Origin of the sequence: Mesorhizobium sp. M7D.F.Ca.US.005.01.1.1 (assembly GCF_003952545.1) — a bacterium.
Lineage (GTDB): Bacteria > Pseudomonadota > Alphaproteobacteria > Rhizobiales > Rhizobiaceae > Mesorhizobium > Mesorhizobium loti.
In genome coordinates this window covers 495,816-516,936 of record NZ_CP034453.1, presented here as the reverse complement: position 1 = coordinate 516,936, position 21,121 = coordinate 495,816, and the positions used below count along the sequence as shown (strand labels likewise).

Sequence of the window (21,121 nt, the reverse complement as noted above, 5' to 3'; positions counted from 1 at the left end):
TTGCGGGGATGGGGTTTTACGTTCGAAAATCGATTAGTGCGGGACCTTTCCGCTTTAACTTCTCGTCTGGCGGGGTTGGCGCGTCCGTTGGCGTGCAAGGTCTTCGTATCGGGACTGGCCCACGAGGGCATTATATTCATGCAGGCGTCGGCGGTCTCTACTACCGAGGCACTTTGGGAAAGCGCAGCGCCAAGCAGACGCTGCAACTGTCTGAATTCCCATCTGGGCCAAAGCCCCATCCAACATCCTCACCCGTGGAATATGTCAGCGGTGGCGTCGTGATGAGAGAAATCGAGTCCGCCGATGTGATCGAGATGCGTGATGAGACATTTGCCAATGTGCTTGATGAAATCAATGCGAGGCAATCGCAGACGCGAATGTCGCTCATCCTGGCCGTGCTGTTTGGGATCGCCGGATTGATCGCAGGCGCAATGCTGGGAGGTGGGGTGGCGCTGATCGGTATTGCTGCCTTTTTGCCGGGCATGCTTATTGGCAACTGGTTGGACAGCTACCGCCGGGTGAGCGTGCTCTACTATGATTTGGAGCAGGACGCGGAGGCGGCCTACGGGCGACTTGTCGCCGCCTTTGACACGCTCACACGCTGCGCGGCGAGTTGGCATGTCGCGGCTGGTGGCAAGATAGAGGATCTGACGACTTGGAAGCGCAATGCGGGAGCCACGATGTTGGTCGATAAAAAGTCGACGACGCTCCAAGCTTCCTTGCCGACGGTTGTTCGCAGCAATGTCACACCACCGTCGATACACGTCGGCCGGCAAATCCTTTATTTCATGCCAGACATGATTTTGGTGAAGGACGGAAACCAGTACGGTGCCGTTGGGTATGGAGACCTCAGGACGCAATTTGCCCCCAGCAATTTTATTGAGACCGGCAAAGTTCCATCTGATGCTGAGATCGTGAGCTATACCTGGGCTCATCCCAATAAGAATGGCGGACCCGACAAACGCTTCAGAGATAATCGGCAGATCCCTGTCTGTCGCTACGAAGCCTTGCGGTTTTCTAGCCCATCCGGGCTCAACGAGCTGGTGGAATTTTCCAAGACAAACGTCAGCCAGCCCTTTTGCCAGGCTCTATTGGCACTCGCGCAAATGCACCGAAACGCTGGTGGCCAGTCCGGCTTGCTGAAAGCGCGCTAAGGAATTGGCTTGGTCAGCAAATGCCTTCGCACGGAATTCCGTCGCCGTCCCGGTCCAATTTGGGTCCCCAGCTACAGTTATTGAGATACCAGCGCGCCTCATCGCATGAGGAGATTTGCTTACAATAGCGACGCGGTTGACACGAATAGCTCTGAGCTATTTGGCGACGGCCTGTAAGGCCGTAGGATGTGTCATTACCGGGTTTATTGTTGGCTGCATGTGTTGCTCGCCAATCCCAAGGGGCTGTGAAAGTGCCAACCCAGATGCCAATCTTGGCCCTTTGGGCATCTGCCTGTTGTGACGCGTAACTACCATGGCTGTATCGAGGCCAATCCAGGGCATAACCCTGTTCGACCATCCAAGACGCAATGCTAGCACCGTCCGCCCGCTGACAATCACCAACGAAGCGGTTGTAACGATCCCACGAAACAAAGTTGCACTGGATGGGTCGGGATTGACTGAGGAAGATGTCCAGTGCTTCTGCGGATTTGCGGCCGCATGGGTATTCTTGCCCGCTTGCGTCGCTGCAGTTTTGGCTGCTTTCAGGTGCGTCGATGCCATTGAAACGAATACGCTGTCCGTGGATCTCGATCGTGTCCCCGTCAACGATGGACGCTACGCCGACGATAGGCTTCGGTTTTGACCCGAGTGCGCTTGCTGTATTGGGTCCCGCGATCTGGTTGCCCCACCCTGTAAAGTAGGAGGTGACATAAGCGCCCACTGCTAGCGTGATCACCAGGATCGCGGCTAATGATTTATGTGAAAAGAAACGCTTGCGCATAATTGAAACCCGGCCGCGTCTTGGCCGCGAGCTGCGGCGATGGGAATAGCGATCGCGATTCAATTTTCGATCCTTTGCGAAGCTGCCAAATGTTTTGCTAGCGCGTCTTTGACTTCTTGGCTGCTGCTTTCTTGGGCGCGGCTGCTGTGCGACCGAGGCCAATCGATTTTGCCAATCTGGAGCGATTGGCTGAATAGTTAGGCGCGACCATGGGGTAATCGTTGGAGAGGCCCCATTTTTGGCGATAGGCGTCGGGCGTCAGTCCAAAATGCGTGTTCAAGTGTCTCTTGAGGGACTTGAACTTTTTGCCGTCTTCGAGGCAGACGATGTAGTCTGGAGTGACTGAGCGCTTGGGGTTGACCGCGGGAACTTGGTCGGGTTTTTCCGGTTCGGACGGCTGGCCGATACGCGCTAATGACGAATTGATGCTGGCAATAAGGTCCGGCAATGAGGAGACCGGCACTGAATTCTTGCTCACATAAGCCGCAACGATATCGGCGGTAAGCTCCATCAGCGCGGTGGCCGTATTTTGGATTTCGTCAGTCACTTCATGGCTCCGGACTTCTGCAGTGAAATCCCGATCTATTACTTATCGGCTAAAAAAACCAGTAGAGGGAGGATACTAAATGCCAGGCGCTAATAGTGATGAATGTTAAAGCGCCAATCAGAATGCGGAACCACGAGAGACGGTGGATTGATTGGGCGCGGCGTTTTCTTTGTATGACCAGGAAAGCGGCTTGAGGCTCACAGGCGGATGCATTTAGATTTGGACGAGTAGGACCTACGCATGACATTTTCGAAAGACCCGCCGCCGGAGGTTAAGCCCCAGAAGGATAAGGCAAAGACTGGATCTGAATTGGACCGCGTTCCAAGTGCGGGAGCCATTCGGGTCCGCAACGGACTCTCTGTGTCAGAAAAAGACATTGTGGAGGCGGCTAAATACGGGGGCAGGGAGCGAGAATCCTCGTCGGATAGCGACTAGGCAAAGGGGGCCAAGAATGCAGGCTCTGACCCATATCACACGTCGCAATATTGGACGGTGTCCAGAAGTGATCGCAGTCGTTTCTAATTGAACACGGCTGTTTTTTCTTGCGCGAACGCTCTACGCGGGCTCTAGCTGGTTCTCCTTTCAAAGGGGATGTAAGTCTTGGACGTAAAACAGTCAGTCTTCCAAAGCGATCTCCCTCTAAAGGAGAAACTCGAGCGCGCCAGGATGGAGTTGCTCGATCTTTCCGCCCGCAATCGACTTTTGAATGTGCCGCGGTTTTCCAAGAGCGCGAAGACGATCGATATCGTCGATGAGAAGTCGTCCGAAATTTATCGATTGCTGGTGACCGAAGGAAAGGCTTTTACCTTCCTGGCCGGCAAGCCCGATAGGCCGAAAGCGGGCCAGGATGAAAGCAGCCCTCCAGACGAAGAGATCGACTATTCCCCCGTCGCTCTCGCCCAACCAGAGGACGATGGAGTCGATAACAGAGGGATATCCGCGCGGCACTCGGACACCAAGCTGCAGACGCGTATGACCCCAACTGGGCTGCAGCGGCGGCTCCTTGATCTCTACCATGATGCCCGCACACTCGAGGAAGAGCAGGGCGTCAATATCCTCTTTCTGGCCCTTGGAATGCTGAAGTGGATTGACCCGAACAACAAAGAGAACATCCGTCAGGCCCCCCTCATTTTGGTGCCGGTTCGGCTTGAGCGAGGGGCCGCTGGAGAAAAATTCCGCCTACGAGCCCGGCCGGAAGATCTTACCGCAAACCTCTCCTTGGAACTCTATCTCGACCGCATTCACAAGCTCGCTCTGCCGCGTTTTGAGGTGGGAGATGACTTCGACGTCTCGGCCTATCTCGATGCCGTTGCCGAAGCAATTTCGACCAAAGAGGGTTGGGAGGTGCTTCGCGACGATATGGTGCTCGGCTTCTTCTCGTTTGCGAAGTTCTTGATGTACCGTGATCTGGATCCGGATCTCTGGCCCGATGGCGCAAAGATTATCGAACAACCGAAGATCCGCTCGCTTCTTTCAGATGGTTTCGAAACACGCGAGCCGCTTATGTCGGACGACATAGCGATTGATCCGCACATTGCGCCCGCCGAAATGTTGCATATCGTCGACAGTGACAGTTCTCAGACACTGGCGATCCATGACGTCAGAAAAGGTCGCGACCTCGTTATCCAAGGTCCGCCTGGGACAGGAAAATCGCAGACGATCGCAAACATTATTGGGTCGGCCGTTGCCGACGGAAAGACCGTGCTGTTCGTGGCCGAAAAGATGGCAGCGCTGGAGGTCGTCAAGCGACGGCTTGACACTGCTGGGGTGGGGGACGCCTGCCTTGAGCTGCATAGTAACAAGGCGAACAAGCGCATGATGCTAGAGGAGCTGCGGCGAACCTGGCAACTCGGATCGCCCAGGGGCCAGCTTCCTTCTTCCCTAACTGATCGCTTGCTGGAGGCTCGCGATAAACTCAACGCACATGCTGCACGAATGCACGTTGCGTTCGGAGCGTCCGAACTCACTCCTTATCAGGTTCTCGGCCAGCTAACCCGACTAAGGCAGGTCGGTCAGAAACCAGTGGACATCGAACTTACGGATGCCACAAGCTGGACAACTGACGGCGTTTCGCAACGTCGCAAATTGCTCGATGAGGTCTCTCAGCGGATCAACGAGATCGGCTTGCCGATCCACCACCCGTGGCGGGGAGTTGGCCTGGATGTCGTTCTTCCAACGACCATTGAGAGGCTCGTCCCACGCATCGCGGCGTTGCTGGACCAAGCCAAGGCACTGCACGCCAAACTGGTCGGTATCGCTGAGCGGATCAAGGCCGAGCCTCCGAAAATTCTCAGCGACAGCGGCGAGATAGAAGATCGCGCTGAGCTTCTCGCGTCCGCGCCTGGACTTCCTGCCGAGGCGCTCGTCTCGCCGGTATGGGATGAGCGTCCGAAAGACATTTCATCGCTTCTCTGGTCAGGAACGGATTTCGCCCGCAAGTCCGAGGAACTTTCGGAGCAGTTGGCGGCAACGGCTATCGACACGCCAATTGAAGGTCTCGAGACAGAGCTTGCAAAGCTTCCCTCGGAATTTCCGAAAGATGGTTTCCATCGTGCGCGACAGCTCACCATTCTGCTCCCACGCTTGAGGGAAGAAGCTGAGCGCCTGAATCAGGAACTCGGATCGGCGATATTGCCAGACACGTTGGCAGGCTTGCTCAGGCTGGCCGTGACCGGCGAGCGAGTAGCGGCAGCACCTGACGCAAGTCCGGAGGCCTTCGCAGCCACCGTTTGGGACTCCGGACTTGAGCAGGCAGGCGACCTTGCCGACAGCGTAGCGACGCTTGAGGCTGCCAGAGCCGACCTTCAGGGCAAGGTTGTTGACGCGGCGTGGAGCACCGAGGTGGCCGCGGCGCGGCAGGCGCTCGCCACACACACGGGAATATTGAAAGCATTGAACGGCGACTACCGTCGCGCCACAGCACTTGCGCGGACTATTGTGGTCGACCCTAGCGCGCCTGCGACGCAGATAGTTGGTCTCCTCGACCTTTTGATGAAGGGTCAGGCTGCCGCAGCAAGAGTCCGCGAAGGCGACGCTTTTGGCCGTTCCGCCTTCGGGGCAGATTGGCGTGGGGAGCGATCGGCTTCCGCGCCACTGCTCGCGCTAGTGGAGTGGATGCGGACTCTACGAGGGCTAGGCCCCGAACCTCGGATTATCGCCGGCCGGATGGCGGAACGCTCCGAGGCCGGTGCGCGTGCAGCGCGCGTTCGCAAGGTTATCGAAATCGGTCGGCCAATTATCGAAGGTTTCTGGAACGATCTCGGGCACCTCGCGTCATCCATGCTAGGCGACGTGGCTTCCGCCGAGCGGGCCTCGCTGCAACTGATGGAAGCGAAGGCGAGCACTGTAGCTCAAGCCGATGATGCGTCACGACAGGTTCTGACTGACGTTCCGGATCTAATCACTGAGCGGGTGGAGCTACTGCGCCGACTAGGCAGACTACAAGCACTTGCTCAAGGGATCGATGCGGGAGAGAGCCTTGGCAAGTTCGTATTCGGCTCGTCGTGGCACGGTCGAGGATCCGATTGGGCCGCTCTCACGCAAGCCGAGCTTTGGCTGAAAGAAAATGGCTCGATCCGACATCTGGCTGCGCGGTTGCCTGAAAGAATCGAGATCGCAAACTCGGCACGTTCAGCACGTGAAGCGGCCCAAGCGGCAGCGCGGGAATTGAAGGCGCTTACAGGGGATTTGAAAGCCGATGCTCCCTCCTTGTTTGGAGTAGTCGATTTTCCGGACGTCGCGATAGGCGAGGTCGTTTCTCGGCTGCAGGGTTGGCTCGATCATCAGGAGCAGCTCTCGAAATGGGTTGCCTATGAAGAGCGATCCGAAACGGCCCGAAAGGCTGGACTGGGACAGTTGATAGACGGCCTAGCCAACGGCCAGATTACAACAGGATCGGCTCGATCAGTTTTTGATATGGCCTACTACGAACGAATGTTTCTGGCGATGGCGACCGATGAGCCGGAGCTGGCAAGGTTCGACGGGGAACTGCATTCCAGGGCTGTACGTGACTTCGCAGATCTGGACCGCCAGCGCATCAAGGCCGGCGCCATCGAAGTTGTAACGGCTCATCACCGGAAAATTCCTTCAAGAGACGGCGGAGCTGGACCTGTCGGACTGCTTCGTTCTGAGATGGCGCGCAGACGAGGCCACATGCCCATCCGGCAATTGATGCAGAAGGCAGGCCCTGCCATCCAGGCGCTGAAGCCAGTGTTCATGATGAGCCCGCTTTCGGTGGCGCAATTCCTGTCGCCCGGCCGGATGTCCTTCGATCTGCTCGTGATGGACGAGGCGTCTCAGATCCAGCCCGTGGACGCACTTGGCTCGGTCGCCAGGGCCAGTCAGGTGGTCGTCGTTGGCGACGAACGCCAACTGCCACCCACGACATTCTTCGCGAAGATGACAGGCTCGCAGTCTGAAGATGACGAGGGTGAGGGCGCGCAGGTCGCCGACATTGAAAGCATCCTCGGCCTGTTCACGGCCCGCGGCTTGCCGCAGCGTATGCTGCGCTGGCACTACCGTAGCCGTCACCAATCTCTAATCGCAGTATCGAACAGCCAGTTCTACGAGAACCGGCTTTTCATCGTGCCAAGCCCTTATACCCAAGAGGCAGGTATGGGGTTGCGGTTTCATCATGTGCCGGAGGGGGTCTTCGATTCCGGCGGCACAGGAACCAATCCGGTAGAGGCGAGAGCAGTAGCGGAGGCGATCATCCGTCATGCGAAGGTGAACCCGCAAGAGACTCTAGGCGTTGCAACATTTTCGGTTAGCCAACGCCGCGCGATCCAGGATGAACTCGAAGCGCTGCGGCGACTAAATCCCGACACCGAGGAATTCTTTCACGCTCATCCAAGCGAGCCATTCTTCGTCAAGAACCTCGAAAATGTTCAAGGCGATGAGCGCGACGTGATCATGATCTCGGTGGGGTATGCCAAGAATGCCCAGGGATACATGGCCATGCGTTTCGGCCCTCTTGGCGCGGAAGGCGGCGAGCGTCGGCTCAACGTCCTCATAAGCCGCGCCAAGCGCAGCTGCGAAGTATTCGCGTCCATCACAGACGAGGACATCGACCTGGAGCGTGGCAAAGGGAAAGGCATCTTCGCCTTCAAGCTCTTCTTGCACTACGCGAGAACAGGGCGAATTTCGCTTGCCCAAGTCACGGTTCGCGAAATGGATTCAATCTTTGTAGAACAGGTAGCCAACGCGCTGATCGAAATGGGTTATCAGGTTCATGCTCAAGTGGGCATTGCCGGCTTCTTCATCGACCTCGCAGTTGCGGATCCAGAGAGGCCAGGCCGCTATATTCTTGGCATCGAATGCGATGGCGCAGAATATCACTCATCTCGCTCGGCCAGAGATCGAGACCGGCTTCGGCAGTCGGTTCTGGAAGACCATGGTTGGATCATCCATCGCATCTGGAGCGCTGACTGGTTCCAACGGCCTCGTGAGCAGCTGGAGCGAACCATACTAGCGATTGAGGCCGCCAGAAAAGAACTCGATGAGCGGGCCGAATTGGGGGTCCAGAGAAATCGAGCTGTAGCCGTGCAGGTTGTTACGGTCGACCGAGGCAACGTGACGGAAATCGGTCTCGAAAGCACAAACGGATCCGAGACACCCAATCGAGCCTACGAAGAGGCCGAACTAAAGCGACCGGGATCGTTCGAACTCCACGAGACGCCCAGCGGAATCATGGCCGGACTGGTCGAGCAGGTCGTGGCTACAGAAACGCCAATCCATGTCGACGAAATAGTTTCGCGTATTCGGGACGCCTGGGGTCTGCAGCGGGCCGGTGGCAGGATTCAGGATGCAATCGAGCGGGGGGTAAGCATAGCACAGAGAGGTGGTTCAGTAGCCCGTCGAGGCAACTTCTGCTTCAAGCCAGGTGTTCCTGTTCGTCTCAGGGATCGCAGTGGGGTCGTGTCCGCTGGATTGCGCAAGCCCGAAATGATTGCGCAGGACGAGGTCGCCCAAGGCGCTATGGAAGTCGTGAAATCCAACCTCGGTGCGACAGAGGAAGAAATCGCCACAGGCGTTGCCAGGATGCTGGGCTTCAAAGCCACAAGCGCACAATTAAGGCAGCTGATTTCAGCTGGGGTCGCCGATTTGGTTGCCAAAGGAGTGTTACGGTCCCAAGACGGCTTGTTGGTGGCCGGCGAATCCGCGAGCGAGAAATTAGCTGAAGTGTAACGGGGCGCTGCAGCGCCCTCGTTGCAATTTCTGTCGAAGCTCGGAACACCTCTTTTGCTGGCGGAGGCCGAATGGCATTTCGATTCGTACACACGGCCGATATTCATCTCGACTCGCCGCTTCGTTCGCTGGCGATGCGAAATCCCGATCTTGCCGGGCTGGTGGGCGACGCCAGCCGCCAGGCATTCGTTTCGATAGTGGATCTCTGCCTTGAGGAACGTGTGGCCGCGTTGGTCATTGCTGGCGACCTATACGATGGCGACCAGACTTCAATGAAGACAGCGCGGTTCTTGGGCGCGCAGATGACACGCCTGCACCAGGCCGGCATCATGGTTTTCAAGATCCGCGGTAATCATGACGCCCTGTCGCGGATTTCCAAACAGCTGGTATTTCCCGACACCGTTACCATCTTTGGTGGTCGTGCTCAGTCGGTATTGCAGACAGCCGGCGGTCTGGACGTCGTATTCCATGGTTTGAGCTTTGCGAACCCTAAGGCGCCGGACAGCCTGTTAACCAAATATCCGGCGGCTCGTGAAGGGGCCGTCAACATAGGCATCATGCATACCAGTCTGGCTGGATCGCCAGGTCACGACGTTTACGCGCCCTGCAGCATCGCTGACTTGCACGCCCACGGTTTCGACTATTGGGCCCTCGGCCACATCCATGCTCGCCAAGTCCATCCTGGCGCCAGTGCCGTGGTGATGCCGGGAATACCGCAGGGGAGGGATATCAACGAGGCCGGTGAGAAATCAGTCACCCTGGTGACGGTGCGCCACGACCGTTCGGTGGAGATCGAGGAACGGCTGACCAGCGTTGCGCAGTTCGAACGGGTGAGCGTCGACCTTACCGGAGCGGTGGAGTGGCCCGAGGCCGTCGCGCGTGTTCGCTTCGCACTCGAAGAGATGCGGGCAACCGTCCGATCGCGTCATGCTGTGGCTCGCATTGGCCTGACAGGAACGTCACCACTGATGTGGGCGCTGATCCGCGACAGGGACCTCCTTCTTGCCGAAGCCGAACAGGCTGCGGAACAGCTAGGCCATACGTGGGTGGAGAAGCTCGAGCTTGACCTCGCGCCGCCTCGGACGGAGACCGCCGAGGATATTGCTGATCCGATTTTCGAACTCGAGCAATCAATGCGTGCCGATGCCACCTCGGAGGCCTTCCGCGCTGAGGCGAGGGCGTTCGTCCAAAAGATGGTCGCCGACCTTCCGGCCGACGGGCGGGATTTTGCTGGGACGGACGAAGCCGGGCTGGAACAGTTCCTCGATCAGGTGCTTTCCAAGGGCGCGGACTTGGTGACTGCCCGCCTTAAGGCCGGTGGATCGTCATGAGGTTGCGGCGCCTTGACCTCATTCGTTATGGAAAGTTCACCGATCGTTCGATCGACTTCGGACCCAAACCGGAATCCGGACCTGATCTGCATATCGTGTTTGGCCTGAATGAGGCCGGCAAATCGACTGCGCTTTCGGCCTATCTAGACTTGCTGTTCGGCATCGAGGAACGGAGCCGCTACAACTTCCTGCACGAGTACAGTGCCATGCGCATCGGCGGGGTGCTGGAACTGGCCGGCTCCGAACACACGTTCACGCGTACGAAACAGCGCAGTAATTCGCTATTGAATGCGACGGGCCAACCGGTAAGCGAGGTGGCGATCACGGCGCATCTCGCCGGTCTGTCGCGCGACGCCTACACGACGATGTTCTCACTCGATGACGAGACGTTGGAAGCCGGCGGAAAATCTATCCTGGAGTCGCGGGGCGACCTCGGCAAGCTTCTGTTCACGGCCAGCGCCGGTCTTGGGAACGCAAGTGATACGTTGAACGCCCTCGAGGCCGAAGCAGACGCTCTGTATCGGAAGCAGGCGCATGGAACCGAACTGGCGCTGTTGAAGAAGCGCCTTGTTGACGTAAAGTCGCGCAGGGATGCGATCGACACCCTTGCATCAACCTACGAGGGCCTGGAGGCCGAACGTCTCGATGCAGCGCAGCAGTACGGCCGAACCATCAGCGATCGGGCGGTGCTGGTGGCCAGGCTGGATACCTTTGCTCGTTACGTGCGTGCTGCGCCGATGCTGGCGGATATCCGGCGCAAGATTGCCCGGCTGGATCAGCTGCCGGACATCGCCTCCCCAGCCCGGACATCGACGGGAAGTGTCACCGAACTGATCGATGACGATGCCAGCCTCAGAACGCGGCTGTCCGCAAACATCGACGAGACCGAGCGCCTGGCGGAAAAAGTCACTGCGGTCGACGAGGACGAACCGATCCTGTCGATTTCCGAACGCATTCGCGGGCTGGCGGAGAGCAAGGTGCGCCATACCGCGGCTGGCTTTGACTTGCCCACTCGCAGGATGGAGCTGCAAATCCTCAACAACAGCGTGGCGAGCTGCCTTGCCGCCTTGGGCCGATCTTCCGAGGCGGATCCTGGCGCGCTGCTTCTGCCTGCCGTCACCGTTGGCGTCGTTCGCGCCATGGTCGAGCAGAGGTCCGGGATTGCTACCGGGATGCGTGCCGCTCGCGACGAAGCCGCGGCGGCACTCGATGCGCTGCAGGTGGCAAGGCAGCGGGTCGGCGAGGAAAGGGCGGTGCCCGAACCTGCCAGGGCAAGGCTGGGCTCGGCTTTGTCGAAAGCGCGAGCAAGCGGACACCAGGCAGAGATTAGGACGGCTCGCGAGGCGGAAGATGCGGGAACAATCCGATGGAAGGCGGCGCTCGCGCGCTTGCGTCCATGGAACGGAGATGCCCTCGCTCTCGCCAACGTCGCGGTTCCGAGCGCCGGGCAGATTGCCGCCTGGAAGACGGTAGCGTCAGAACTGGCAAGGAACACCGCCGTACTTGCCGAACGCCTTGCTGAATACGAGGGCAACCATGCCATGCTCGCCGCACGATTGGATGCCCTTCGTGCCTCGGGCGACATTGTCGACGATGAAGCGGCTACCGCCATCCGCCGAGTTCGCGATGATGCGTGGGCAACGCACCGCGCAGCGCTGACCGGTGACACCGCTGACGACTTCGCCGTGGCATTGGCGCGCGATGACATTGCCAGCGCAGGCCGGCTGGCCGGCGCGGCGGATCTGGCTGAGATCCGGGCAACTACGCGCGAGCTGGCCGAGGCCGCGGCCAACCTGTCACGCAACGGCATCCAACGCACACAGCTCGGCAAGGATGTGGATACCCAATTGTTGGAAATCCGCGCGGCCGCCAGGGACCTGCTCGGAGACGCCGTGGAACCTTCGTCTGAGCGCCTGATCGAAAGGATCGAGGATCAGATCGAGGCGCGCAGCGATGCGCTCGCTGCCTGGGAGCAGATCGAACTTGCTCGCTTGAAGGCCGAGCGAGCCGCTGACGCCGGCGAGCAGATACGCTTGGAAATGAGAGCAGTGCTGGGAAGCGTCGGCATTGTATCAGAGTCCAACGACACCCTCGAAGCAATCATGGCCATCGCGGAGCCGTTTCTGGATCGGCAGCGCAAGGTGGACGCCGAGTATGCCGAGGCGCTCAGAATGGTGAGCTCCAAAGAAGAGGATCTAGCGGCACGACGGGTTGCAGTAGGTGTGGCGGAGCGTCGCGAGGAGGAATGGCTGGCCGGCATTACCGAAGCACTCAAGGGAACTTGGCTCGAAAGCGGGCTCTCCGCATCCGGCGTCGGCACTGTGCTCGATCAATTGGCCGAACTTTCAAGAAGCCTGCAGGAACGGGACGACCTGCAGCTGCGTATCGACAAGATGGAGGCCGACAGGGCCAATTTTCTGGTCGAGGTCATCGCCGTTGCGGTTGAAGCCGACGAGCCGACGAAGGATACCGACCCGGAGCAGTTGGCCATCCGCCTTGCCGAGCGCCTAGAGCGTGCCGAGCGGACACGTGAAACGAAGGCAAGCCTCGGCAACGACCTGAAGCGCCTCAAGGAGGCGCGCGACATCCTCGACACTGAGATTTTGGCACACGAACGCCGCAAGAACGAGGTGCTGGGCGTCTTTGGTGTCGCCACTCTGCCCGAGGTAGTCGAACGCGATGAGCTGTTGCGTGAGCGCGATGGCTTGCGCACCACCGTCGCCGAACTTGAGGAACGGATAGTGGCGGAGCTCGCGGTCGACGGATTCGAGCAGGCCCGCTCGATCCTGGACGCGATCGATTTCGACGGCCTCGCGGTCGAGAAGGCTGAGGGTGAGCAGCGGCTTCGCCTGTTCGATGAAACCATCCAGCAACAGCTGATCCGGCAGACGCGCGCGGCCGACAAGCTGGACGCCATCGGCGGTGATAGTGCGGTTGCACGCCTGGATGCTGAACGGCGCACAACCCTGCTGGAAATCGAGGAGAAGGCCGTTCGCTACATAGAGCTGAAGCTTGGCATCATGTCGGCTGGCAATGCTTTGCGGATCTACCGTGAGAGCCATCGCTCCGGCATGATGGCGCGCGCATCAGACGCGTTCAAGCTAATGACGCGTGGCCAGTATTCGGGGCTGACAACCCAGCCTGTAAGAGGTGGTGAGGTTCTCATTGCTGTGCAGGGTGACGGGCAATCCAAGGTCACCGAAGCGCTTTCAAAGGGTGCACGATTTCAGCTGTACCTTGCCCTAAGACTCGCCGGTTATTACGAGTTCGCGCAATTTCGGCCCTCGGTCCCATTCGTCGCCGACGACATCATGGAGACGTTCGACCATATTCGCTCGGAGGAGGTTTTCAGGCTGTTCGGAGCGATGGCAAACACAGGTCAGGTCATCTACCTGACGCACCATAAGCATCTATGTGAAATAGCTGAGGCTGTCGTACCGGGAACGAGGATCCATCAACTCGCACAGTAATTTTCTCCGGAATACGTGAACGAACCAGTGAAGGACGCCGAATTTGACGGCAAGTATGCGCCCAAAGTCAGACGTTCCGGCAAACTTCGCGTTCGTCCAAAAGCGGACATATCGCCCGAGCCATAGACGGCCCCGATGTGCCCATAATGGACGTCCTGCAAATTCATTGTCCTGCCGAATCTGGACTTCGAGAGCTGGCCCTAAACAGCAATTGTATCGCGCCTAGCCGTCCTATCGCCGGGGCGCCAATTGTAAACAACGGCGAACTATACCAATATCGTTACTGGCTTCTTCCGGTGCGACTCGGGAGAACGGGATGGGCAATGAACGCGAAGACGCAAACGGGAAAACACAGCGCCGCTGGCCAATACCTCGGCTATGCGCTTCAACCTGTACGCCTTTGCTTTCACCTGCTCAACGCGCCTAGCGGCGCCTTGGTCTCTCTTGAACATTTAGACGATGTGGCGGTTCACCTGGTCGGCGGCGAAGTCGTTCTTGAGCAAAGCAAGAGCGCACTGAAGCAAAATCCGATATCCGACTGGGCTGCGGACCTGTGGAAGTCTCTGGCCAACTGGCTCAGCTTCATGGCGGCGGGAGAGATCGACCCGGCGACCAGCCATTTCCGGCTATATGTCACACCGGTGAAGGCGGGTGCCTTCGCGATCGCGCTGAACGACGCGAAAACAGATGCCGACGTGGAGGCGCTGGTCGCTAACCTCGCCAAAGCCCACAGCAAGCTGAAAGCTGCACCGGCATGCGACGCCGACGTCCAAGCTTTCCTGAACGCTGATGCGGCTCATTGCGCCGCCTTGGTCAAGAATCTCGCCGTTATCAGCGTCGATGCAGATCCCGTCGATCCGATACGCGCGATCTTCAAGCCGACGGTCTCTCCGCTCATCATCGACCTAGTGTGCGAACGCGCGATCGGCGCTGCGAAGGAGGCGGCGGACAGGCTGATTAGAGCTGGCAAGCCCGCCATCTTGGACGTGGACGCGTTTCAGGCCGAGCAAAGAGCATTTGTTCAGAAGAACAACCTTCCAGGGCTGCTGTCGTCTTTCACCAAGCAACCGCCTGTCGAGGCCATCGAACAATTGATCGCCGACCGTCCCGCCTTCGTCCGCCAACTCGAGCTGATCGAGGTGGGAGACGAAGCGTGCGTCCGGGCTGTTAGCGATTACCTTAGGACGCTCGCCGACATCTCGATCTGGGGCGAAAGCGGGCTAATCTTTGAGAAGAACCTAAGTGACTGGGACGATGATCTTGTCGGTCGCTATGAGCACGTCAGTGCAGAGGTGCACGACATACAGGCCGGACACCCCGCAACGGTTCGTGGTAGAATAGTTTACAGGCGCTGCGCGCAGTTGCAGCCTCCACTCGATGGTCGAGTCGTCCCCGGTCATTTCGTCCACGGATCATTCAACGCCCTTGCCCACGGCCTGCGCCTCGGCTGGCATCCCGACTACCAGACTCTTTTGGAGCCAGCGACTTGATTGAGGCTGGCCGATCGCACCTACCGCTCAGCGACCTCGCCCTTGTCCAGAATCCAGGACTTGGGGCTTTCGCATTGTGGCAATTTGGCCAAGGTTTCCAGGCTGAGGACGAACGTCCAGCGCCGTTCGCCTTGGCGTTTCTCGTGCTGCCAATCGTCCTGCATCGCGCAACGCTCGAAATCGTGACTTCGACAAACCGACCCTCTGGACTGGCGCTCTTCGCGGCCAAGCTCGGGAAGGAACGGGAACAACTCCTCGCCGTCCACGAGCGAGCGCTGCTGCTGCGTACTCTGACATTGCAATCGGCCGCTGTCGGTGTGAGCGGGCGGCTGCTGTCCGTGGATTACAAGGATGCTACTTTAAGAGCAAACGTACCAGAACCGAAACCGAGGAGGCTCGTCCTTCCAGAGCGCGTCAAGCACCTCGGACCTGCCTCGGAGAAATTGGGTTTCTGGTTTTCGAACCTGGGGACCGCGCAGGTGGCCAACCTGTTACGGGTGGAGTTCTAGATGTATTTCCAGCTTCGAAAACTGATCCTTTGGCCCCGCAATGGTGCAGCGCCGCGGGTCGTCAAGTTCGAGCCCGGTGTCGTCAACGTCATCAGCGGCGCGTCGAAGACCGGGAAGTCCGCCGTTATCCCTATTGTTGATTACTGTCTGGGCTCGGAGAAATGCGCGATTCCGGTGGGCGTAATCCGCGAGAACTGCAGCTGGTTCGGCATTCTGATCGAGACGCTGGAGGGCGAAAAGCTCTTGGCGCGACGCGAACCGGGGGACCAACAGAGCACAGGCGACATGGTGCTGCTGGAGGGCGCACAGGTCGAAATTCCGGAGACGATCACCGACAAGACCACCAATGTCGACACGGTCAAGCGCGCGATGAACCGCCTGGCAGGACTGACTGACCTCGACTTCGAACCAGGTACAGAGAATGGATTCAAGCAAAGGCCAAGCTTCCGCGACCTCATGGCCTTCACGTTCCAACCTCAGAACGTGATCGCCAATCCCGACGTGATGTTTTTCAAGGCCGATACGACGGAACACCGGGAGAAGCTAAAGACCATCTTCCCGTACGTTCTGGGCGCGGTCACGGCAAAGATTCTCCAGGCGCGGTTTGAGATCGATCGGCTCCAGCGCAACCTCCGCCGGAAGGAGGCTGAGCTACGCGCGATCGTGTCGGCAACTGGCGCTTGGCGGGCGGAGGCGGAGGCGTGGCTGCGTCAGGCAGTCGAACTTGGCCTAGTCGATTCCTCCACTGAAGTGCCGAAGGACTGGAGTGACGTTGTTGACCTGCTTCGGCGCGTGTCGAACAGCAACTCAAGTCTTGCTCGACCAAGCCTGGCCGGCATCGATGTGGTGCTGACGCGTCTGGAAACCCTTCGTGCGTCGGAAACTGAAATCGCCGCGCGACTTACCGAGCATCGTCAGCGCCTGAACGAACTGCGCCGTCTGGTGGAGAGCAGCGAGGCGTACGGCGACGCCATGCGCATCCAACGTGACCGCTTGGACCTTTCCACGTGGCTGAGGGACTTGGCCGACGAGTTCGCCGATCCGTTGGTCGCACTCGGGGACGGCGGCCGCGAGAAGGTCTTGGCCCTTTGCGACAACCTCGGCGGTCTGGAGATCCGACTGCGGACCCACCCTGCGATGTCTAACACGCTTGACAAGGAAATCCTGCGCCAGCGCGGCGCCGCTGAAGCGGTCCTATCTGAGTTGAACGATGTCCGTAGCGAGATAGCGGTGCTGGAACGGGACTCTGACGTCGCCCGAGACGAGGCCAATCGCTTCGATAGGCTTGAGCGCTTCCTCGGTCGATTGGAGCAGGCGTTGCACGTCTACGACCGCGCCGACCAGTCGTCGGATTTGCGGCAGGAACTCACCTCGCTGCAGGCCGATATTGCAACGCTGCAAAAGACGATCTCCGAGGCCGACATCCAGCGCAAGCTATTCAACGCGTTGCACCAAGTCTCCCATCATGCCAATCGGCTGATTCCGCAGCTTGACGCGGAGTGGCCCGAGGCCCCGATTAGGCTGTTGATTGAAGACCTGACCGTCAAGGTGACTAGGGGAACGCGTGAGGACTACCTGTGGGAGATTGGCAGCGGCGCCAATTGGCTCGCGTATCACGTCGCACTAATGCTTGCGCTGCAGCACTACTTCCTGGCCGAACCTCATCACCCAGTCCCTGGTCAGCTGATCTTCGACCAACCTAGCCAAGTCTATTTTCCTAAGCGGGCGGCGGGCGACGAGGGCCCCGACCTCATCGCGTGGAGGGATCAGGACGTGGTCGCCGTCAGGAAGGTCTTTGCGCTCCTAGGCGCTGAGGTCATGGCCGCGAAAGGTCGCCTCCAGATCATCGTGCTGGATCATGCAGATGAGGACGTCTGGGGCAAGCTTCCCGGAGTCAAGTTGATTGAGGAATGGCGTGGACAGGCCCTCGTGCCTCAGGCTTGGATTGCCGCCGCATCTTCCAACGGTGGATAATAATCTGCTGCCAGAGGAGAAGGCATGGCGAACGTGGACGAGATCAACCGTCTGACGGCCCTTGGCTTGAACGTCATCACAGCCATGGATGTCGCGGAAGGAAAACTAGACGAAGCCTTCGAGGTCGCCCGCGCTCAGGAGAAACGCAAGGTCGACATCTGGTGCAAAGGAAGAAAGAACATTCCGGTTGCACTGACTGCGATATGGGACTGCGATCCTGCAAACTTCTATCTCGCGTTCGACGGCGATGATCCCAGCGACCACGCTTCGACGGATTTCATTCTTATCGACGCTGATGTCACTGACGTTGGCGGCAGGCTTACCTACGCCGCCAGCAGGGACAAGGGTCCTTGGCATCAACGTTACAAGAGCAAGAGCTGTGGGATCGCCTACCGATGGCTGCATGGCCGCGGTGTCACACCGCCTTTGCTCGGCGAGTACCAAGGCCAAGTTCACATCGTAGGAGGCATGCACCGCTTCCATCTTGCCAAGCACTATGGGACGACGCGCATGCCATTCCTCGTCCGGAGGGCCGAACTAGCCGCAGTAATGGCGTTGATCCCCTCGGCGACCGACACCGCCAACTCGTAATGGCGGGGACTGCAGAAAAGAAGCGAATGAGTTGCGAACTTACCGGGATCACTCCCCGAAAGCTGACCGACGGCTTCCGGCCCCGTTGCGGCCATTCTTACTCCCGCACTTTGGCTTTTCCAGCGCTAAACCGGCCTTGGGCGATGAATGGAAACGGTCAGATGTTCCCGGTCTGTGCTCGAAAAGTCGCATAAAAGGGCAGACTGGTGTGACGTCCGGAATTATTGGGCCTTTCACGGGTTTACCGGTCCCGAATTATCGGTTGCTGGCGGGCGGGCTATGCGATTGAAAACAGGAGAGTTTTCTGGCTAAGGGTGGGGTTTCAGACTGAGTTTACCAATGCCCTTAATGACGATTAATTCTGGATTGGCATCAGGTGATTGGGTTTGCGCAGAATATAGCCGCCCTTATTGGTAAACCCGCTCACGGTCGACAACGGATTGGTCAACCTAGGACGACAGGATTGGTAAACCGGAGCCGCCCTATCGACGAAGGTCTAGCTTGGCGCATTCACTGTCGCCGGTAGGCAGATATTCGGGCGACAATCGGGACCAGCGTGCGACGCCGCCAAGCGTGAGACACGTCGGCTACGCCGCAAATCGACACGGTTTGACCGGGCGCAATACCGCACCGATCTTCTAATCTCGGCTTAATTCCGGAGAGAGGCAGATAATTCCGGACGCCACACTGATTGGTAACCTAAGGCCACCCACCACGCGGATTGGTAGCCCACAGGAATAGGTTTGGTAACCCTTATCGAGTGAGGGCCGCTCGTACCTTTCGGCGGGTTCGTTTCAGTTCTAAGCCCGGCTTAATTCTGGACAACGACAGATAATTCTGGACGGCACAGTGGAACTCAACGCGTTGTAAGGATGGCATAGAGAAGCAGTAGCCCTCCAGTCTCGCTACTGGAAAAATTCTGGAAAATGGGTCTGCTTGGCTGGACGCAGAACGTTGTGATTATTCAGCCGGCATTTCTGAAGCTTCTCGAACACAAACAGCTTGCCTTCGCGCACGCTATCTTCGAGCGACTTCGCCTTCGCCAGATGCGCCGCAATCGCGCTGGCCAGCATGCAACCTGTTCCGCGCATCGATATAGCAAGGCGCGGCGTGTCGAAGTGGATGGGTTCATGATCGGAGCGTAACAGAATATCGGCCGATCGGGGACCCGACGCGTGCCCACCCTTGATCAGCAGGGCCTGAGGGCCGACGGCCTGCAGTCTTTGTCCTTGTTGGAGCGCACCGTCCTCATCCGAAGCCGGTTCGGAACCAGTAAGGAGCGCCAGTTCAGGAAGGTTGGGCGTGACAATGCAGCAAAGCGGCATCAAATCGCGCTTCATGGCAGCGATAGCGCCTGCTTCCAGAAGTGCGCGGCCTGAGGTGGAGGCCAGCACAGGGTCGAGTACTGCCGGCACTTGCGGAAATTTGCGCAGCACTGCGGCAACGGCAACAATGATCTTGGCAGTCGCCAGCATGCCGATCTTGATTGTGGCTACGTCGTTGGCCTGTAGCGCGGCACACATCTGATTGGCCACCATGCTGGGTGGCGAATGATGGATTTCGATCACGGCGTCGTGCGTTTGCACCGTTAGCGCTGTGACGGCGAGACAGGTGCGCACGCCAACGGCAGAGATCGTCTCGATGTCGCGTGCTATTCCAGCACCCCCGCTGGAATCTGATCCGCCAACGACAAGCACATGCGGTTCTCGTCTCATCGCCATCGGTCCGTCTTTTCGATCCATTCTCGCGTGCGCGCTTCGGGGTCGAAGCTCAACGTGATGTCCGTGACCACTGCGGCGCTGTTGGCGCCGGCCTCAAAGACGCCGTCGAGGCGGTCGGGGTTGAGGCCGCCGATGGCGACCAATGGGATCGGCGCCACCCGCCGCTTCCACTCGCTGATCCGCTCTAGCCCTTGCGGTGCCCACTTCATTTTCTTCAAAGTGGTGGGATAGATCGGACCGAGCGCGACATAGTCGGGCTCGGCAAACATGGCCGTTTCCAGCTCGACATGATCATGCGTGCTCAATCCGAGCCTGACGCCCGCTGCCCGTATCCTCGAGAGGTCGGCCGTTTGCAAATCCTCCTGGCCCAGATGCACGAAATCGCAGCCTTCCTCGATTGCCAGGCGCCAATAATCATTGATGATGAGCTGGCTTTTGTGTTGGACACACCAGGCCTTCGACTTGCGGATCTCCGCGCGCAGCCCGGTTTCATCCATGGTTTTGATGCGAAGCTGAATCAGCTTGACGCCGAGCGGCGCCAACCTTTCGATCCAGGCGGCGCTGTCGACGATCAGGTAGAAGGGATCGAGCTTCATGAAAAAACGGCCCTGCCGACCATCGGTGTCGATGGCACGGCGACGTCGCGCGGTTCGAGCATTCCCGAACTGAACGCCTCACGACCGGCGTCGACCGCCTTACCGAAAGCACGCGCCATGCCGACCGGATCTGCCGCCTTGGCGACCGCTGTGTTCAGGAGCACGGCGTCAAAGCCGAGTTCCATGACGGTGGCCGCGTGCGACGGCCGTCCGAGCCCCGCATCCACAATCAGCGGGACGCCAGGGAAATATCCGCGCATCGAGCGCAGCGCCGTCATGTTGACCGGTCCCAAGGCGGAACCGATCGGTGCGCACCACGGCATCAGGACCTTGCAGCCCGCTTCCAGCAGCCGCTCGGCGACAACGAGATCGTCGGTGGTATAGGGGAATACCGCAAAGCCGTCCTCGCACAGGATGCGGGCGGCTTCAACCAGACCGAACACATCCGGCTGTAGCGTGTCGTGATTGCCGATCACTTCGAGCTTGATCCAGTTGGTGCCGAAGACCTCGCGCGCCATTTTCGCGGTGGTGACGGCTTCCTTGACGGAGAGGCAGCCGGCGGTATTGGGCAGGGTTCTGGCGCCCAGCGAGCGGATCAACGACCAGAATTGTTCGCCGGCCCTACCGCCCGCCATCTCACGCCGCAACGAGACGGTCACCACCGACGTGCCCGATGCCTTGACTGCATCGGCAAGGATGGCCGGCGAAGGATACTGAGCCGTGCCGAGAAGCAGGCGCGACGAAAGCTCGGTTCCATAAAGCTCCAACATG

At 58.9% G+C, this 21,121-nt stretch carries 13 protein-coding genes; 8 read left to right on the top strand and 5 right to left on the bottom strand.

Annotated features, from left to right (window positions below):
• Positions 1–8: 8 nt before the first annotated feature.
• The gene (locus EJ076_RS02365) at positions 9–1,154 is read left to right on the top strand and encodes a DUF4236 domain-containing protein (protein ID WP_095770037.1); all 1,146 of its coding nucleotides are present in this window, start codon (positions 9–11) and stop codon (positions 1,152–1,154) included.
• A 13-nt stretch (positions 1,155–1,167) separates the two neighbouring features.
• Here the strand turns inward: EJ076_RS02365 and EJ076_RS02360 are convergent, their stop codons facing one another.
• Together EJ076_RS02360 and EJ076_RS02355 are read right to left on the bottom strand one after the other, a co-directional pair.
• On the bottom strand, positions 1,168–1,998 hold the full coding sequence (locus EJ076_RS02360; protein ID WP_127224212.1) for a thermonuclease family protein: 831 nt from the start codon (positions 1,996–1,998) through the stop codon (positions 1,168–1,170).
• A gap of 34 nt (positions 1,999–2,032) precedes the next feature.
• Positions 2,033–2,446, bottom strand: coding sequence for a MucR family transcriptional regulator (locus tag EJ076_RS02355; RefSeq protein WP_082826711.1), 414 nt, complete (start codon positions 2,444–2,446; stop codon positions 2,033–2,035).
• 636 nt (positions 2,447–3,082) lie between these two features.
• Here EJ076_RS02355 and EJ076_RS02350 point away from each other — a divergent pair.
• The 7 genes from EJ076_RS02350 to EJ076_RS02320 all read left to right on the top strand — a co-directional run bounded on the left by EJ076_RS02350 (position 3,083) and on the right by EJ076_RS02320 (position 18,033).
• Complete coding sequence (locus tag EJ076_RS02350) at positions 3,083–8,668, top strand: DUF3320 domain-containing protein (protein ID WP_063169424.1); 5,586 nt, start codon at positions 3,083–3,085, stop codon at positions 8,666–8,668.
• A gap of 71 nt (positions 8,669–8,739) precedes the next feature.
• Positions 8,740–9,999: a DNA repair exonuclease gene (locus EJ076_RS02345; RefSeq protein WP_063169423.1), complete on the top strand. Its 1,260-nt coding sequence runs from the start codon at positions 8,740–8,742 to the stop codon at positions 9,997–9,999.
• Entirely contained in the window at positions 9,996–13,469 is a 3,474-nt protein-coding gene (locus EJ076_RS02340; protein WP_063169422.1) for an AAA family ATPase, read from the top strand. Before EJ076_RS02345 ends, EJ076_RS02340 begins: the two co-directional genes overlap by 4 nt.
• A gap of 323 nt (positions 13,470–13,792) precedes the next feature.
• The gene (locus tag EJ076_RS02335) at positions 13,793–14,959 is read left to right on the top strand and encodes an ABC-three component system protein (RefSeq protein WP_063169421.1); all 1,167 of its coding nucleotides are present in this window, start codon (positions 13,793–13,795) and stop codon (positions 14,957–14,959) included.
• On the top strand, positions 14,956–15,468 hold the full coding sequence (locus EJ076_RS02330; protein ID WP_063169420.1) for a three component ABC system middle component: 513 nt from the start codon (positions 14,956–14,958) through the stop codon (positions 15,466–15,468). Before EJ076_RS02335 ends, EJ076_RS02330 begins: the two co-directional genes overlap by 4 nt.
• On the top strand, positions 15,469–17,442 hold the full coding sequence (locus EJ076_RS02325; protein WP_063169419.1) for a DUF3732 domain-containing protein: 1,974 nt from the start codon (positions 15,469–15,471) through the stop codon (positions 17,440–17,442). It abuts the gene before it with no gap.
• A gap of 24 nt (positions 17,443–17,466) precedes the next feature.
• Positions 17,467–18,033: a hypothetical protein gene (locus tag EJ076_RS02320; protein ID WP_063169418.1), complete on the top strand. Its 567-nt coding sequence runs from the start codon at positions 17,467–17,469 to the stop codon at positions 18,031–18,033.
• 905 nt (positions 18,034–18,938) lie between these two features.
• Here EJ076_RS02320 and EJ076_RS02315 read toward each other — a convergent pair.
• From EJ076_RS02315 to EJ076_RS02305, 3 genes are read right to left on the bottom strand one after another with little or no spacing between them, the layout of a single operon-like run.
• A complete protein-coding gene (locus EJ076_RS02315) occupies positions 18,939–19,754 on the bottom strand; it encodes a hydroxymethylpyrimidine/phosphomethylpyrimidine kinase (RefSeq protein ID WP_063169417.1) in 816 nt (271 codons plus the stop codon).
• Positions 19,745–20,350 (bottom strand): thiamine phosphate synthase, encoded by a 606-nt coding sequence (locus EJ076_RS02310; protein WP_063169416.1) that lies wholly within the window; start codon positions 20,348–20,350, stop codon positions 19,745–19,747. Before EJ076_RS02310 ends, EJ076_RS02315 begins: the two co-directional genes overlap by 10 nt.
• A complete protein-coding gene (locus EJ076_RS02305) occupies positions 20,347–21,120 on the bottom strand; it encodes a thiazole synthase (protein ID WP_024504259.1) in 774 nt (257 codons plus the stop codon). The genes EJ076_RS02310 and EJ076_RS02305 overlap by 4 nt, the downstream gene beginning before the upstream one ends.
• Position 21,121 lies beyond the last annotated feature (1 nt).

Coding starts and splice junctions, on each gene's coding strand:
- EJ076_RS02365 (WP_095770037.1), top strand. CDS start 9: ATGGGGTTTTACGTTCGAAAATCGATTAGTGCGGGACCTTTCCGCTTT.
- EJ076_RS02355 (WP_082826711.1), bottom strand. CDS start 2,446: ATGGAGCTTACCGCCGATATCGTTGCGGCTTATGTGAGCAAGAATTCA.
- EJ076_RS02345 (WP_063169423.1), top strand. CDS start 8,740: ATGGCATTTCGATTCGTACACACGGCCGATATTCATCTCGACTCGCCG.
- EJ076_RS02340 (WP_063169422.1), top strand. CDS start 9,996: ATGAGGTTGCGGCGCCTTGACCTCATTCGTTATGGAAAGTTCACCGAT.
- EJ076_RS02335 (WP_063169421.1), top strand. CDS start 13,793: ATGAACGCGAAGACGCAAACGGGAAAACACAGCGCCGCTGGCCAATAC.
- EJ076_RS02325 (WP_063169419.1), top strand. CDS start 15,469: ATGTATTTCCAGCTTCGAAAACTGATCCTTTGGCCCCGCAATGGTGCA.
- EJ076_RS02320 (WP_063169418.1), top strand. CDS start 17,467: ATGGCGAACGTGGACGAGATCAACCGTCTGACGGCCCTTGGCTTGAAC.
- EJ076_RS02315 (WP_063169417.1), bottom strand. CDS start 19,754: ATGGCGATGAGACGAGAACCGCATGTGCTTGTCGTTGGCGGATCAGAT.
- EJ076_RS02310 (WP_063169416.1), bottom strand. CDS start 20,350: ATGAAGCTCGATCCCTTCTACCTGATCGTCGACAGCGCCGCCTGGATC.
- EJ076_RS02305 (WP_024504259.1), bottom strand. CDS start 21,120: ATGTTGGAGCTTTATGGAACCGAGCTTTCGTCGCGCCTGCTTCTCGGC.